This is a genomic window from Sphingomonas sp. Ant H11, from assembly GCF_000797515.1.
Taxonomy (GTDB): Bacteria; Pseudomonadota; Alphaproteobacteria; order Sphingomonadales; family Sphingomonadaceae; genus Sphingomonas.
The window spans coordinates 20,173-34,921 of sequence record NZ_JSBN01000018.1 but is presented as its reverse complement, the minus strand read 5'-3'; the positions used below and the strand labels follow the sequence as shown (position 1 = coordinate 34,921).

Here is a 14,749-nt window from a genome sequence, read left to right as displayed (position 1 = left end):
CGCCGGGGGCGGGAGCCGCTTCAGCACTGCGGCGGCACGGGGCGGTACGCGCGGCTTTGTCGGCTTGGCGGCGGGCGGCGGGGCGAGCGCGACGATCTGGGGCCGGTTGCGACGCTGGGATCATATTGCGACGGCGGCAAGTCGGTGGCGCGCATCGCGGTGCTGGTGCCCCGCCCGGAAATTTCGGGTGGAAGCTGCGGGCGTTGCGCCTCGGCTTCATATTGGCGGGCCAGCATCAGCCCCTGCTGGCGCTGCTCGGTCGGGATCAGCGTATCCATTTGCGCCTGCACTTCGGAAGCGCCCGGCGTGCTGGCGGCGGCGGAGCGCACCAATAGCGCATAGGCACGCGGCCAGTCCTTCGCGACGCTGTCGCCGTTGAACAGCATCGTCCCCAAAACCAGCTGTGCACGCGGCTCGCCGCGCTTCGCCGCCTTTTCGAGCCACGGCAGCGCTTCGGCGCGCTTTTTCTGGTCGAACAGCACCAGGCCATATTTCGCTTCCGCCTCGGCATGACCCTGCAACGCGGCCTTGCGGAACCAGCTTTCGGCCATCGGAATGTCGACCGGAACCCCGCGCCCGAGCGAATAGGCTTGGCCCAGGTTGAATTGCGCATCGGCATCGCCCGCAATGGCCGCGGGACGCCATTGGTCGACGGCTTTCTTATACTCGCCGCGGCTCCAGGCATCGACGCCCTCGCGCACATCCGCAACGGCGGGTGCCGCCACAGCACCGCCTGCGAGCAAGAGCCCGGCCATGCCGAGGATTAGCGCGTTGCGCATAACAATGGTCCCGTCCCGTTTCTTCAACCGATCATGCCCTGTAGCCGCATCATGGCAAAGATTTTGTTACCCACGCTCATCCTAAAGGGGGAGCAGGCCCCCCACCGTTAACCGTTCCTTGAGGGATGGCGTGGCAGGCATGGCTCTCGAATAGCGGGAGTGAAAGGGGCTCATGCGCGTCCTCGCGATGGCATCTCAAAAAGGCGGATCGGGCAAGACGACCTTGTCCGGGCATCTGGCCGTTCAGGCGCAGCTCTCCGGGGCTGGCCCGGTCGTCCTGATCGATATCGATCCGCAAGGGTCGCTGTCGGACTGGTGGAACGAGCGGCAAAGCGAATTTCCGGCCTTTGCGCAGACCACGGTCGCGCGGCTCGCCGCCGATCTGGAGGTGCTGCGCCAGCAGGGTTTCCGCCTGGCGATGATCGACACGCCACCCGCCATCACTATGGCGATCCAGAGCGTGATCGCGGTGGCCGAGCTGATCGTCATCCCCACACGCCCGAGCCCGCACGATCTGCGCGCGGTCGGGGCCACGGTCGATCTGTGCGAACGCGCGGGCAAGCCGCTGCTGTTCGTCGTCAATGGCGCGACACCCAAGGCGCGGATCACCTCCGAAGCGGCGGTCGCCTTGTCGCAGCACGGCACCGTCGCGCCGATCACGGTCCACCACCGCACCGATTTCGCGGCGTCGATGATCGACGGGCGCACGGTCATGGAGGTCGATGGCAACGGCAAATCGGCGCAGGAAATCCGCGATCTGTGGACCTATATTTCCGACCGCCTCGAAAAGAATTTCCGGCGCACCGTGTTCGCCGCCCCCAATGTCGCCAATGGTTTCGGGGCGCAGCGCCCTGCAGCGGGTGGTTTCGGCCGCCGGGTGGTGAGCTGACATGAACATGTTCGGCCAACAAAAACCGCTCGCTTCGCTGTCCTCGACGCTGCTCGCGCGCAAGGGCCAGGCCAAGCCCGCGATGCGCCCGCAGGCTTTGGCGGGTTCGGCACGATGCCGGGCGCGCAGGATGATCTCGGCTGGAACGACATGGGCGGCGATCATCCGCCGGTGGTGGAGCCCGCGCCGGTCGTGGCGGCGGTCCCGCCGGCCCCGGTCCCTTCGGTTTTGATCCAGCGCGAGGTGCTGCGCGAAGAATTTGCCGCGCCCGAGCCGGTCGAACCCGCACGCCCGATCGCGATGAAGCCGGTATCGGTCGCCACCGCCAGCCGGATCGAACGCGAAACCAAGAAGAAGCACGGCAAGAGCCGCCCGAAATCGGCCTTCACGCTGCGGCTCGACCAGGATCGCCACCTGCGGCTGCGGCTGGCCAGCGCGCTGCATAATGCGTCGGCGCAAACGCTGGTGACCGAAGCGCTCGACCACTTCCTGCAATCCCTGCCCGAAGTCGAGGATCTGGTGCGCCAGCTCCCGACCCGGGCAAAGCGCTGACAACCCTGAAGGGGGAGATACGATGAAGACTCGGTCCGCCATCACTTTCGGTCCCCTGACATTGGGGGTCGCGCTCTGTCTCGCTGGCGGCACGCTTGCCGCCGTCACCACCGCGACGATCGCCGCAGCCAGCGCGCGCGAGCAATCGCGTGCGGAAAAGCAAGGGCGTGTGGAATTTGCGGCTGCGCAAGCCGCGCTCTCACATGGTAAATTCGACGTTGCGATTCGGCACGCCGAGGCGGCGGTTGGCGATCAGCCGCAGGTCGCGGCCTATCGCCTGTTGCTTGGCCAAAGCTACCTGAAGGGCGGCCGCTTTGCCTCGCGCGCGATGTCTTCGCCGATGTGCTGTCGCTCGACGATAGCAACGGCAAGGTCGCGCTGAACCTGGCGCTCGCACAGATCGCGACGGGCGATTGGGCTGGCGCGCGCAAGACGCTCGACACCCATGCAGCGACGATCCCGGTTGCCGATCGCGGCCTCGCAATCGCGCTGGCAGGCGATCCGGCGACGGCGGTCGAAGTGCTGGAGCCCGCCGCCCGCGCGCCCGAGGCCGATGCCAAGATCCGCCAGAACTTCGCGCTGAGCCTGGCCCTTGCCGGGCGCTGGCGCGAGGCGCAGACGGTGGTGGCGATGGACGTCGCCCCCGCCGATGTCGCCAGACGCATCCTCGATTGGTCGAGCTTCTCGCGCCCGACTTCGGCGTCGGATCAGGTCGCGACCTTGCTTGGGGTGCGGCCCGCGGTCGATCCCGGCCTGCCGGTCGCGCTCGCTTTGAACGGCGGTCGTCCCGCAGCGACCGCAATGGCCGCAGCCGAGGCACCGGTCGATGCCTTCATGCCCGGCAAGGTTGAGGCCGCGTCCGCGCCAGCACCCACGCCCGCACCGGTCGCCGTCGCCGCAGCCGAGCCGGACGCGAAGCCCGTCATTGGGCCGAGCATCGCCGGTGTGGTGTTCGCCGAACGCAAGGAAGTCGTGCAGGCGCTGCCCGTGTCGGTCGCCGAGGCCCGCGCAAAGCGTGGCGCGATTGCACCGCGCGCGGCGGTTGCCGTCGCTTCGGCACCGCGCGCCGTCGCCAAGGGCAGCTTCTATGTCCAGCTTGGTGCCTATGAGACCGCAGGCGTGGCGCATGATGCCTGGGGCCGCGTCTCGCGCCGCTTTGCCGGTTTCGCCGGGCGCACGCCGCAGGGCATGAGCGTCACGACCAAGGGCAAGAGCTTCTATCGTCTGTCGGTCGGCGGCTTCGCGCGCGGCGATGCGGTGGCGCTGTGCCTGGGCTATCGCGCGACGGGCGGAAGCTGCTTCGTGCGCGCAGGCGCTGGCGACCAAGTTGCGATGTGGGCCAAGGGTCGCGAACTGGCGTCGCGCTAAGCCTTATGCGGGCAGGGGGAGCGCGGTGCCGCCCTTGAACACCCGCACCACCTTGCCCTGAACCGGCAACCCGTCGAACGGCGTGTTCCCGGCCTTGGCATGCAGGCGATTGCCATCGATTTGCCACGGGGCATGCGGATCGAGCACGAGCAGGTCGGCGGGTGCCCCGATGGCGAGCGTGCCGGTGGCCACGCCCAGGACGCGCGCGGGATTGGCGGCGAGCAAGGCGAACAGCCGCTCCATCGTAATGGTCCCGTCGCGCACCAGCCCCAATCCCAAGGCGAGCAGGGTCTCGGCACCCGCCATTCCCGATGCGGAATCCGCGAAGCAGGCGTTTTTCCTCGGGGCCATGCGGATCGTGGCCGGAACACAGCACATCGATCGTGCCATCGGCCAGCGCCGTCAGCGCCGCTTGCCGGTCGCTTTCCGACCGCAAGGGCGGCGACAGATGCGCGAAGGTACGGAAATCGGTCATCGCGATGTCGGACAGCATGAAATGGGCAGGCGTAATGCCGCAGGTGACGCGCACGCCGCGGCGCTTGGCCGCGCGGACCAGATCGAACCCGGCGGCGGTCGTGACTTGGCGGATGTGCAGCGCAGCGCCGGTTTCCTCGGCCAGCATCACGTCGCGGGCGATGGCCAGCGGCTCGGCAATGGCCGGGGCGGCGGGCAGGCCCATGCGCGTCGCGGTTTCGCCTGCGGTCGCCACCGTGCCCGCCGTCACGCCGCCATCTTCGGCATGGGTGATGACGGTCAGCCCGAGATCGCCAGCATAAGCCAGCACTTTGCGCATCACGCCCGAATCGGCGATCCAGCCTGCACCGGTGCCGACTGCGCGCGCACCCGCGTCGCGGTTGATTGCCATTTCGGCGAGGTCGGTGCCCGCGAGCCCGCGCGTTGCCGCGGCGATCGGGTGAATCCACAGCCCAGGCCGCCCAATCAGCGCGGCGCGCTGCACGATGCCGGGGTCGTCGAGCACGGGCGACTGATCGGGCATCAACCCGACCCGCACGATCCCACCGGCGTGAAAGGCGGGCAGGTCGATTGCGAACACGCCAAGATCGACGATCGCGGGGGCCAGCATCTGGCCACCACAGTCGATCGTCTCTGTTCCATCGGGCACTTCGATCAGGCCGGTGGCGACGATCGTATCGCCGTCGATCAGCACGCCACCCGCAGACACGCCCGCCACCGGGCAGACGAGCGTCGCGTTGAGCAGGGCCAGCGTCCGGCTCATGCCCAACCCGCCACGTCGCGCGACCGCCGCGTCAATACGTCCAGACAGGCCATGCGCACCGCGACCCCCATTTCGACCTGTTCGGTGATCGCCGAACGCGCGTGGTCGGCCACGACCGAGTCGATTTCGACGCCGCGGTTCATCGGGCCGGGATGCATCACCAGCGCGTCCGGCTTGGCGCGTGCGAGCCGCTTTTCGGTGAGGCCATAGCGCAAATGATATTCGCGGTTGGAAGGGACGAAGCCGCCATTCATCCGCTCATTCTGCAAGCGCAGCATCATCACGACATCGGCACCCTCCAGCGCTTCGTCGAAATCGGTAAAGGGCGTGACACCCATCCGCTCGATCGCGGCGGGCATCAGCGTGGTCGGCGCACACACGCGCACTTCGGCGGCCAGCGCAGTGAGTGCGAGGATATTCGAGCGCGCGACGCGGCTGTGCAGCACGTCGCCGCAAATCACCACGCGCTGCCCCGCGATCGATCCGCGCCGCCGCCGGATCGTCAGCGCATCGAGCAATGCTTGCGTCGGATGTTCGTGCTGCCCGTCGCCGGCATTGAGCACCGGGCAATCGACCTTGCCCGCGATCAGCCGCACCGCGCCCGAGGACATGTGGCGGATGACGATGACGTCGGCGCGCATCGCGTTGAGCGTCATCGCGGTGTCGATCAGCGTCTCGCCCTTTTTTACCGAACTTTGCGCCGCGTGCATGTTGACAACATCGGCCCCTAGGCGCTTGCCGGCGATTTCGAACGACAGCAGCGTGCGGGTCGAATTCTCGAAAAAGGCGTTGATCTGGGTCAGCCCGCCGAGTCGTTTGTCGCTGATCGCGCGCGTACGGTTCGCGGCGACCCAGCCATTGGCTTCGTCGAGCAAAAACACGATCTCATGGGGTTGCAAGCCCTCGATTCCGGTCAAGTGCCGGTGCGGGAACACGGCACGCCCGGGGATGAGCGAGGCGGGGCGGTGATCGGAGGGCTGCATCGAGAGTGCCGGGTAGCCGGGCATGCGTGCGGTGGCAAGGTGGGCCTTTCAATCCGTCGCGCAAATGATAATGTTTGATAATATTTCATTAGGATAGGAACGATACGCAGACGTAACGTCGGTTTGGATGCTGTGGCGGGGGATCGTATTGATTAAGCGTGCGGTTCTGACCGACGAGCATCGCGAACTCGACGCGTTGGCAAAGCGTATCCTGGCCGAGGTCGGGGGCGATGGCCCGAGCGTGGAGTTGTCGTCGCTGCGCTGGCGGCTCAATCGCGTGCTGACCAAGCACCTCGCGATGGAGGACCAACTCCTGTATCCGATTTTGCGCGCGAACCCGGCGACGGCTTCGCTGGCCGAGCAAGTGCTGGCCGAGGTTGGCGGCACCGCAAGCACCTATGCGGCCTATCATGCAGCTTGGCCGATCGAGCGCATCCAGCAGGATTGGGAGGCGTTTCGCGCCGCGACTCGCGATGTCATGACATTGCTGCGGCGGCGCATCCTGCGCGAAGAGCGCGACCTCTTTCCACGAGCCTCCTGGCCCGGGGCGGATAGCCGCTAAACCGCCACCAGCGCGTCAATCGCGCCTTGCAAAATATAGGCGGCTGCCATCTTGTCGACCAGTTCGGCGCGCTTGGCGCGGCTGGCGTCCTGTTCGATCAGCGTGCGCGTTACCGCGACGGTCGACCAGCGTTCGTCCTGCAGGAAGATCGGCAGCCCCAGGTCCGCCATGTTGCGGGCAAACGCGCGGCTCGATTGGCTGCGCGGGCTTTCGCTGCCGTCGGAGAGGTTGAGCGGCAGGCCGATGACGATGCCCTTCACTTGCTGCGCCGCGATCAGCTCGGCGAGCGCGATTTTGTCCTTCTGGAATTTGGTGCGGCGGATGAGCAAAGCGGGCGATGCGAAGCTCCAGCCGGCGTCGCACAAAGCGGTGCCGATCGTCTTGGTGCCGACATCGAGGCCGATCAGGCGGCCACCGGTGGGGAGGGCTGCGCGGAATTCGGTGCGGTCGGTGGTGATCATGCGCAGGTTCCGTTCGTGCTGAGCGCGTCGAAGCACAGCTCTCCGCACGCGACCGGTCCGCTTGCGGAGACGGGCCCTTCGACAGGCTCAGGGCGAGCGGGGTGGGGGGACGGCATCATTTCTTTTCGAACGCCGCCAGCCGCCGTGCCGCATCGGCGCGCACGTTCGCCCAGAACAGGCTGTAGTCATAAACGTGGTAATTGTTGCCGGGCAGGACATAGCCGCCAAGCGCGGGCGGGGTGCCGATCAGCAACAGGCCGCGCGCATCGCAGCGCGCGGGGACGCGTTTGGGCTCGATCGTCGCGCTGGCGAGATCGGGGGCGGGGAACAGCGTGCCGAGATTGGCGTCGGCAGGCGCGGCGGCATCGGGCGTGCCGGTCAACGGGTTGGTGCAGATCATCGGCGTGCCACGGCGCGGTTTGCCGTCGGTGCCGGTGCTGGCGGCATAGGCATCGAGGATCAGCGCGGGATCGGCGGGTTCGGCGAAGCTTTGCCACGATAGCAGGCATCCGGCCTGATCGGCGGTACGGCATTCAGGCAGGCCGAGCGCTGGCACGTCGATCGTGCGCGAGACCGGCCAGCCGATGAGATAGGCGGCGACAATGCGCCGGGCGAGCGGCTTGCCCGCGACCTTCTCGCGCAGCAGCCGCAGCAGGTGGAGTGCGCCCTGACTGTGCCCGGCGAGGATGATCGGGCGCGTCCCCGCCTGCGCGAGGAAGGCGTCGAAGGCGGTGGCAAGATCGCCATAAGCGAGGTTCAGCGCCTGGTTGGCGGCGGCTTGGGTCGTCAGGAATGCGCCGAATGTCGCCTGGCGATAGCGCGGTGCCCAGATCTGGCCGCTGGCGTTGAACGCGCTGGCCTGCGCGCGCAGGAACAGTTCGGCGCGGGCATTGGCCTCGGCATCGTCCAGCGGCGCATTCCACTGCGCACGGTTGAGGTAGGAAGTCGGGTGGATGAAGAACACCGCCGCCTTTTGGTCCTTGCCTGGGGTGTAGCCTGCGGGGGTCCACAAAGCGGGATTGCCGGGCTTGTCGGGTCGCGCGAGCCACATGTCGGCGCGGCCATAGGCAGCGGCGGGCTCTGGCGGCAGCGCGACGAAGGCGGCGCGCGGCACCATCGCCAATTTTATGAGATCGATGCCCCAGAGCGCATAGGCAAAGCCGGCCGCGATCACGAGCACGATCAGGACCGCAAAGGCATAAAGGAATTTGCGTGCCACGCGCGGGGTCAGCCTTTCTGGAGGAGCGATGCACTGGTCATGCGATTTCCGTGCAGCAGGACGACGGCGCTTGCAATCGCCTTGGCGCTGGCGTTCGGTCCCACCTGACTGTTGGGGAGCATGGCGATGGACCGATCGGGCGATTTCGAAGCGGATGCGGGATGGCGGTTGCGGCCGCTGATCTTGGCCATCGTCGGCGCGCTGGCCGCGCTGGTGGTGCAGCAATTGCTCGATCGCGGCGAGCCGGTTCGCTATCCCGCGATCGATCCCGAAAACTGGCGAATCGCGCTGGCGACGGCGGTTGGCACGGGCGCTGCGAGCTTCGGCTTCGCGCTGGAGCGGCAACGCGCGCCTTGGGCGGTGCTGTTCGGGCTGGTGGTCGGTGCTGTTGCCGGGCTGGTGTTCTACTGGAATGGCGGCGGCTGGGGGGATGTGGCGGGACTGGCATAGCGCCAGCCTGTTCCTGTCGATCGCGATCGCGGTGCCCTTGTTCCAGACCGCGCGGAACGAGGCGGCGTGGCGATTTCCCTATGCCGATGTCCACGGCAATGCCTGGACCAATGTCGTCTTGTGGTGCGCGTGCTGGCTGTTCACCGGCGTCGTGTTCGGGCTCGCGTGGCTATTGTCATCGCTGTTCGATCTGATCGGACTGCATTTCCTGCGCGATCTGTTGCAGCATAGTTGGTTCAATGCGCTGCTGTTCGGCGCGAGTTTCGGGGCGTCGCTGGGGCTGCTGCGCGAGCGCGACGGGGTGCTGCGGCTGTTGCAGCGCGTGGTGACCTCGGTGCTGGCGGTGCTGGCGCCCGTGCTGGGGCTGGGGTTGCTGGTGTTTCTCCTCGCCTTGCCGTTCACCGGGCTGAATGCGCTGTGGGAGGCGACCAAATCAACCACGCCGATCCTGCTGAGTTGCGTCATCGGCGCGCTGATCCTCGCCAATGCGGTGATCGGCAATGGCGAGCAGGAGGAATTGCGCAATCCGGTGCTGCGCCCGGGCGCGATGGTGCTGGCGCTCGCGGTGCTGCCGCTGGCGGTGATAGCGGCGATCGCGACGGGGCTGCGGATCGACCAATATGGCCTGACGCCCGATCGGTTGTGGGCGGTGGTGTTCGTCGCCTTGGCGACGGCTTATGGTGTTGCCTATATCGTTGCACTGGCGCGCGGGCGGATGCGCTGGGGTGCGTGGGTACGGCCGAGCAACTTGCGGCTGGCGTTCGTCGTCGCGGGTGTCGGGCTGGTGCTGGCGACGCCGCTGCTGAGCTTCAATGCGCTGTCGACCGCCGATCAGGTTGCGCGGCTCGAATCCGGCAAGACCGCGCCTGAAAAGTTCGACTGGGCGGCGCTGGCGTTCGATTTCGGTGATCCCGGCAAAGCGGCGCTGAAGCGGCTGGCGGGATCGAAGAATGCGGTGATCGCGGCGCGCGCCAAGGGGGTTTCGGGCAAAGCCAATCGCTGGGACGTCGCGGCGATCGACCGCACGCAAACCGAGGCGGATCTGCTGGTGAAGCGGTTGCGCGTGCTGCCGGTGCCGGTGCCGGTGCCGCTGGCCTTGCGGACCAAGCTCACCGATTGGCAGGGGTGCGGTGCGGGTCGCGAGGATCGCTGCACCTTGCTTTATCGTCCCGCTGCCACCGAGGCGGTGTCGATAAAGCAAAGCTGCATCGACGATCTGGCACGGGAGCCGAAGGTAAAGGAAGAGAACGGCGCGATGTTCATGGCGACGGTTCCATCAGGCTGTGGGGTATCGCGCTATCGGCTGACCGGCGATACATGGCAGCGCATCGATGAAAACACCCAGCGCCCTCTCACGCCCGTCGAGCGCGCCGCGCTGAAAGCGGGGGACGCGGCGGGCAAGGTCGAGATTCGTTCGGTGCCCGCGCGTCGCGTCTTTGTCGGGGGCGTTCCGGTCGGCGATCCGTTCGAATAGGTTGCGTAAGGCTTGGGCGCTCTGCTAGCCGCGATCCATGCCAGTCGACATCGCCACCGTCCGCAAGATCGCGAGTCTTGCCCGTATCGCCATTACCGAGGAAGACGCCGCGCGCATCGCGCCCGAGCTCGACAACATCATGGGATGGATCGAGCAATTGGGCGAGGTGGATTGCACCGGTGTTCAACCGATGACTGCGGTCATCCCCAACCATCTGCGCCTGCGCGACGATGTCGTGAATGCCGATCCGCTGACCGGCGGCGGTATTCGTGACGCCGTGCTCGCCAATGCGCCCCAGGCCGAACACGGTTTCTTCACCGTGCCCAAGGTGATCGAATAATGACCGACCTTACCGATCTCGGCGTTGCCGCCATTCGTGACGGCGTGCGCGACGGCAGCTTTTCGGCACGCGAAGTGGCCGAGGGCTTCATCGCCAACGTCTCTGCCGCCACGGCGCTCAACGCCTTCCTCGTCGAAACCCCCCGATCATGCGCTCGCCGCTGCCGACGCCGCCGATGCCGCACGTGCCGCTGGCGAAACGCTGAAGCCGCTGGCGGGCGTGCCGATCGGCATGAAGGATCTGTTCTGCACCAACGGCGTGCCGACCACCGCCGCCAGCCGCATTCTGGAGGGGTTCACCCCGCCTTATGAATCGACGGTCTCGGCCAATTTGTGGAAGGCAGGCGCCGGGATGTTGGGCAAGCTCAACCTCGACCAGTTCGCAATGGGATCGTCGAACGAGACCAGCGCGTTCGGCAACGTGATCTCGCCGTGGCGGCGCAACAATGGCGATACCGCGCCGCTCGCACCCGGTGGGTCTTCGGGCGGGTCTTCCTCGGCGATCGCGGCGCGGCTTTGCCCGGCGGCGACCGGCACCGATACCGGCGGATCGATCCGCCAGCCCGCCGCCTTTACCGGCATTTCGGGCATCAAGCGACCTATGGCCGCTGCTCGCGCTGGGGGACGATCGCTTTCGCCTCCTCGCTCGATCAGGCCGGACCAATGGCGCGCGATGTGCGCGACTGCGCGATCATGCTCGAGGCGATGGCCGGATTCGATGCCAAGGACGCGACTTCGCTCGATTTGCCGGTGCCCAACTGGGAAGCCGGATTGTCGGGCGATCTCAAGGGCAAGCGCGTCGGTATTCCCAAGGAATATCGCGTCGATACCATGCCGCCCGAGATCGAGGCGCTGTGGCAGCAGGGCATTGAGTGGCTGAAGGATGCGGGCGCGGAGATCGTCGAAGTCTCGCTGCCGCACACCAAATATGCGCTGCCGGCTTATTACATCATCGCGCCGGCCGAAGCCTCGTCCAACCTCGCGCGCTATGACGGCGTGCGCTACGGCCTGCGCGATCTGCCCGAGGGGGCAGGCTTGCAGGACATGTATGCCGCGACCCGCGCCGCGGGCTTCGGTGACGAAGTGAAACGTCGGATCATGATCGGCACCTATGTATTGTCGGCAGGGTTTTACGATGCGTACTTCACACAGGCTTCGAAGGTCCGCACGCTGATCGCGCGCGATTTCGAGCAGGCCTGGGCCACGTGTGACGTGCTGCTGACCCCGACTGCGCCCTCGGCGGCATTCGCGCTGGGCGAAAAGTCGGCCGATCCGATCGCGATGTATTTGAACGACGTGTTCACCGTGCCGTCGTCGCTCGCCGGTTTGCCGGCGATGAGCGTGCCCGGCGGGCTGGACGGGCAGGGGCTGCCGCTCGGGCTTCAGATCATCGGCAAGGCGCTGGATGAGCAGAGCGTGCTCAACGCCGGCCTCGCGATCGAGCAACGCGCGGGCTTCACCGCGCGGGCGGAGCGTTGGTGGTGAGCGTCTCGGATGTCGTCGCAGAGTTTGTCGGGCGGCTGATCGAGTTTGCCGCGCCTGTGCGACAAAGTTCGCGTTCGAAAAGCATCCGCCAATCACCTCGAGACCGCCAGCGCCAGCGCGACGCACTCCGTCGCGAAGCCGAAGGGCTAAAATAATGACCGATACTAAATACACCATCCGCGGCGAAACCGGCGACTGGGAGGTCGTGGTCGGCCTCGAAGTCCATGCGCAGATCACCACCAATGCCAAGCTCTTCTCGGGCGCGGCGACGGCGTTTGGCGCGGAGCCCAACACGCAAGTGTCGCTGGTCGATGCGGCGATGCCGGGGATGCTGCCCGTGCCCAACCGCGAATGCATCCGCCAGGCGGTGCGCACCGGCATGGCGATCGAGGCGCAGATCAACCGCTGGTCGCGGTTCGACCGCAAGAACTATTTCTATGCCGATTTGCCGCAGGGCTATCAGATCAGTCAGCTCTACCACCCGCTGGTGGGCGAGGGCGCGATCGACATCAGCCTGGACGAAAAGAACCCCGACGCGCACGGCAAGCGCATCGGCGTCGAGCGCATCCATGTCGAGCAGGATGCCGGCAAATTGATGCACGATCAGCATCCGACCCGCTCCTATGTCGATCTCAACCGCTCGGGCGTGGCGCTGATGGAAATCGTGTCGAAGCCGGACATGACGTCTCCTGCAGAAGCAGGGGCTTATCTGCGAAAGTTGCGATCGATTCTGCGCTATGTCGGATCGTGCGACGGCAATATGGAAGAAGGCTCGATGCGCGCCGACGTCAATGTCAGCGTGCGCAAGCCGGGCGAGCCGCTGGGCACGCGGACCGAGACCAAGAACGTCAATTCGGTGCGCTTCGTGATGGCGGTGGTCGAGCAGGAAGCGCGCCGCCAGGTCGAGGTGCTGGAGGATGGCGGGCGCATCGTCCAGGAAACGCGGCTGTACGACCCCGATCGCAACGAGACGCGCTCGATGCGGTCGAAGGAAGATGCGCACGATTACCGCTATTTCCCCGACCCCGATCTGTTGCCGCTTGAGCTCGACGAGGCGTTCCTCGCCGAATGTCGTGCGTCGCTGCCCGAACTGCCCGACACCAAGCGGCGGCGCTATGAAGCGCTTGGCATTACGCCTTATGCAGCCGCAGTGCTGACGGCGGAGGTCGAGGCGGCGCGCTGGTTCGATGCGCTGCTCGATTGCGGTGCGGCACCGGTGGCGGCGGCGAACTGGACGACGTCGGAACTGTTCGGTGCGCTCAACCGCACCGGCAAGGATATTGAAAACGCGCCGGTCAGTCCGACCCAGGCGGCGGAACTGCTCGGCCTGATCGCCGATGGCACGCTGTCGAGCACGCTCGCCAAGCAGGTGTTCGAGATCATGCTCGAAACCGGGCAGGGCGCGGCGGCGGTGGTTGAAGAACATGGACTCAAGCAGACCAGCGACACCGGCGAAATCGAACGTGTCATCGCCGAAGTGATGGCGGCTAACGAAGACAAGGTTGCCGATTATCGCGGCGGCAAGGACAAATTGTTCGGCTTCTTCGTCGGCCAGACGATGAAGGCGATGGGCGGAAAGGCTAATCCGGGCGTGGTGAATGAAGTGCTGAAGAAGATGCTGGGATAGAATCTCAGGGTTTATTGCATTTTCGTTGCGGTGCGGCATCGAATAGTGGGTTGATCCGGCGCGCTTCCGGCGCTTAAGCTCGTCATATCGGACTCGGGGGCGAGTCCGATATGACGGGGGGAATCCATGTTGCTGCGATTGTGGGTGCCGATTCTGGCGTCCGTTTGCCTTGTCGCGAGTGGTTCGCCTGCGACGGCGCAGGAGAAATCGGGGATCAAGCCAGGCTTCGTCCTCCCGCAGAGGTCGGCGCGAATCCTGCTGATACGCCCGACGATCAAGGTCGGCGCGCAATCGACCGGCGGCATGTTCGAGCCGAACGCAGACTGGACCGCCCAGGCCAAGGAAAATCTGGCGGTGGCGCTCGCGGCCGCGCAGACCAAGCTGGGCAATGAGATCCTGATCGCGGACGAACCCATTGGTCCAGCCGCAACCACCATGGCCGATTATCGGGCCTTGTTCTCGGTGCTCGCGGATTCGGTGATCCGCTACCAGTTTTTCGTTGGTAATCGCCTGCCAACCAAGAAACGCAAAGACGCGTTCGAATGGACTATGGGCCCGGGGGTCGCTGATCTCGCCAAGGGGACGGGGGCCGATTATGCTTTGTTCCTGTTCAACGAAGATCAATATGGGTCGACCGGCCGCAAGATTTTGCAGGCGTTCGCGGCAATGGCCTATGTTTCGGTCAAGTCGGGAGAACATAAGGGTTTTGCCGGGCTGGTGGATCTTCACACCGGCGATTTGGTTTGGCTCAACGCGGATCTTGCCATGGGCGGCGACGTGCGCACGCCGGACGGCGCGCAAAAGCGCGTCTCGCAATTGTTGAAGAATTTTCCCGGAAGTTCACAGTCGGCCGCTCCGGCGTCGGCAGCCAAGTAAATGCGCGCCTTGTGGAAGGTGTTGGCAGCCATGGCGATCGTGGTTGCCGCGCCGCTCGCGGCGAAGGGCGACCCGTTGCCGACGCTTCCGCCCTATGCGGGTGCTTATCAGCCGCAGGGCATGGATGAGCGCGGCCTGTGGATGATGGTTGATGAAGACGAGCGGCTGCTGCGCGATTCGAAGGCGGTCGTGTCCGATCCCAAGCTGCAAAGCTATCTGCATGACGTGGTGTGTCGCGCGGTCGGGGCACCACGCTGCGACAGCGTGCGCATCTATGTCGTGCGCAACGCGGCCTTCAACGCGTCGATGGCTCCAAATGGCATGCTTGTGGTGCAAACCGGCCTGTTGCTGCGTGTCCGCAACGAGGCCGAACTGGCAGCTGTGCTGGGGCACGAATTCGCGCATTTCGAGTTGCGGCACAGCCTGGTGGGCTTCAAGCAAAAGCGCT

14 protein-coding genes and 4 pseudogenes are annotated in these 14,749 nt (G+C 66.0%); 12 read left to right on the top strand and 6 right to left on the bottom strand.

Annotation, left to right across the window (positions count from 1 at the left end; genetic code table 11):
* Positions 1–20: 20 nt before the first annotated feature.
* Positions 21–779, bottom strand: coding sequence for a tetratricopeptide repeat protein (locus tag NW75_RS04995; RefSeq protein ID WP_231564962.1), 759 nt, complete (start codon positions 777–779; stop codon positions 21–23).
* Positions 780–951: 172 nt separating this feature from the next.
* Here NW75_RS04995 and NW75_RS04990 point away from each other — a divergent pair, with 172 nt between their 5' ends.
* The 4 genes and pseudogenes from NW75_RS04990 (at position 952) to NW75_RS04980 (ending at position 3,588) form a co-directional block, all read left to right on the top strand.
* On the top strand, positions 952–1,668 hold the full coding sequence (locus NW75_RS04990; protein WP_010403240.1) for a ParA family protein: 717 nt from the start codon (positions 952–954) through the stop codon (positions 1,666–1,668).
* Between the two features lies 1 nt (position 1,669).
* A pseudogene (locus tag NW75_RS04985) lies at positions 1,670–2,220 on the top strand (hypothetical protein).
* Positions 2,221–2,242: 22 nt separating this feature from the next.
* Positions 2,243–2,602: a tetratricopeptide repeat protein gene (locus NW75_RS25920; protein ID WP_231564961.1), complete on the top strand. Its 360-nt coding sequence runs from the start codon at positions 2,243–2,245 to the stop codon at positions 2,600–2,602.
* On the top strand, positions 2,563–3,588 hold the full coding sequence (locus NW75_RS04980; protein WP_231564960.1) for an SPOR domain-containing protein: 1,026 nt from the start codon (positions 2,563–2,565) through the stop codon (positions 3,586–3,588). Before NW75_RS25920 ends, NW75_RS04980 begins: the two co-directional genes overlap by 40 nt.
* Positions 3,589–3,591: 3 nt before the next feature.
* Here NW75_RS04980 and NW75_RS04975 read toward each other — a convergent pair.
* Positions 3,592–4,825 (bottom strand): annotated as a pseudogene (locus NW75_RS04975) (dihydroorotase).
* Positions 4,822–5,808, bottom strand: coding sequence for an aspartate carbamoyltransferase catalytic subunit (locus tag NW75_RS04970; protein ID WP_033964114.1), 987 nt, complete (start codon positions 5,806–5,808; stop codon positions 4,822–4,824). The pseudogene NW75_RS04975 and the gene NW75_RS04970 overlap by 4 nt, the downstream one beginning before the upstream one ends.
* 148 nt (positions 5,809–5,956) lie before the next feature.
* On the opposite strand from NW75_RS04970, the gene NW75_RS04965 reads away from it, so the two are divergent.
* The gene (locus NW75_RS04965; RefSeq protein WP_171010478.1) at positions 5,957–6,370 is read left to right on the top strand and encodes a hemerythrin domain-containing protein; all 414 of its coding nucleotides are present in this window, start codon (positions 5,957–5,959) and stop codon (positions 6,368–6,370) included.
* On the opposite strand, the gene ruvX is transcribed toward NW75_RS04965, so the two are convergent.
* The 3 genes from ruvX to NW75_RS24950 all read right to left on the bottom strand — a co-directional run bounded on the left by ruvX (position 6,367) and on the right by NW75_RS24950 (position 8,241).
* Positions 6,367–6,831: a Holliday junction resolvase RuvX gene (ruvX, locus tag NW75_RS04960; protein ID WP_033964111.1), complete on the bottom strand. Its 465-nt coding sequence runs from the start codon at positions 6,829–6,831 to the stop codon at positions 6,367–6,369. The two genes, NW75_RS04965 and ruvX, sit on opposite strands and share 4 nt — an antisense overlap.
* Positions 6,832–6,946: 115 nt before the next feature.
* Entirely contained in the window at positions 6,947–8,050 is a 1,104-nt protein-coding gene (locus NW75_RS04955; RefSeq protein WP_033964109.1) for a DUF3089 domain-containing protein, read from the bottom strand.
* An 8-nt stretch (positions 8,051–8,058) separates the two neighbouring features.
* Positions 8,059–8,241, bottom strand: coding sequence for a hypothetical protein (locus NW75_RS24950; RefSeq protein WP_197057714.1), 183 nt, complete (start codon positions 8,239–8,241; stop codon positions 8,059–8,061).
* Between NW75_RS24950 and NW75_RS25915 the strand changes: the two genes are divergently transcribed.
* The 7 genes and pseudogenes from NW75_RS25915 to NW75_RS27670 form a co-directional block, all read left to right on the top strand.
* Positions 8,234–8,500 (top strand): hypothetical protein, encoded by a 267-nt coding sequence (locus NW75_RS25915; RefSeq protein WP_231564959.1) that lies wholly within the window; start codon positions 8,234–8,236, stop codon positions 8,498–8,500. The genes NW75_RS24950 and NW75_RS25915 overlap by 8 nt on opposite strands.
* Entirely contained in the window at positions 8,481–9,974 is a 1,494-nt protein-coding gene (locus NW75_RS04950; protein ID WP_052192220.1) for a DUF4153 domain-containing protein, read from the top strand. Before NW75_RS25915 ends, NW75_RS04950 begins: the two co-directional genes overlap by 20 nt.
* 37 nt (positions 9,975–10,011) lie before the next feature.
* Positions 10,012–10,314: an Asp-tRNA(Asn)/Glu-tRNA(Gln) amidotransferase subunit GatC gene (gatC, locus tag NW75_RS04945; protein WP_010403225.1), complete on the top strand. Its 303-nt coding sequence runs from the start codon at positions 10,012–10,014 to the stop codon at positions 10,312–10,314.
* Positions 10,314–11,798 (top strand): annotated as a pseudogene (gatA, locus tag NW75_RS04940) (Asp-tRNA(Asn)/Glu-tRNA(Gln) amidotransferase subunit GatA). Before gatC ends, gatA begins: the two are co-directional and overlap by 1 nt.
* A 154-nt stretch (positions 11,799–11,952) precedes the next feature.
* Complete coding sequence (gene gatB, locus NW75_RS04935; protein WP_033964108.1) at positions 11,953–13,425, top strand: Asp-tRNA(Asn)/Glu-tRNA(Gln) amidotransferase subunit GatB; 1,473 nt, start codon at positions 11,953–11,955, stop codon at positions 13,423–13,425.
* 126 nt (positions 13,426–13,551) lie between these two features.
* Entirely contained in the window at positions 13,552–14,301 is a 750-nt protein-coding gene (locus NW75_RS04930; protein WP_033964107.1) for a hypothetical protein, read from the top strand.
* A pseudogene (locus tag NW75_RS27670) lies at positions 14,302–14,736 on the top strand (M48 family metalloprotease); the annotation flags it as partial.
* Positions 14,737–14,749: the final 13 nt, after the last annotated feature.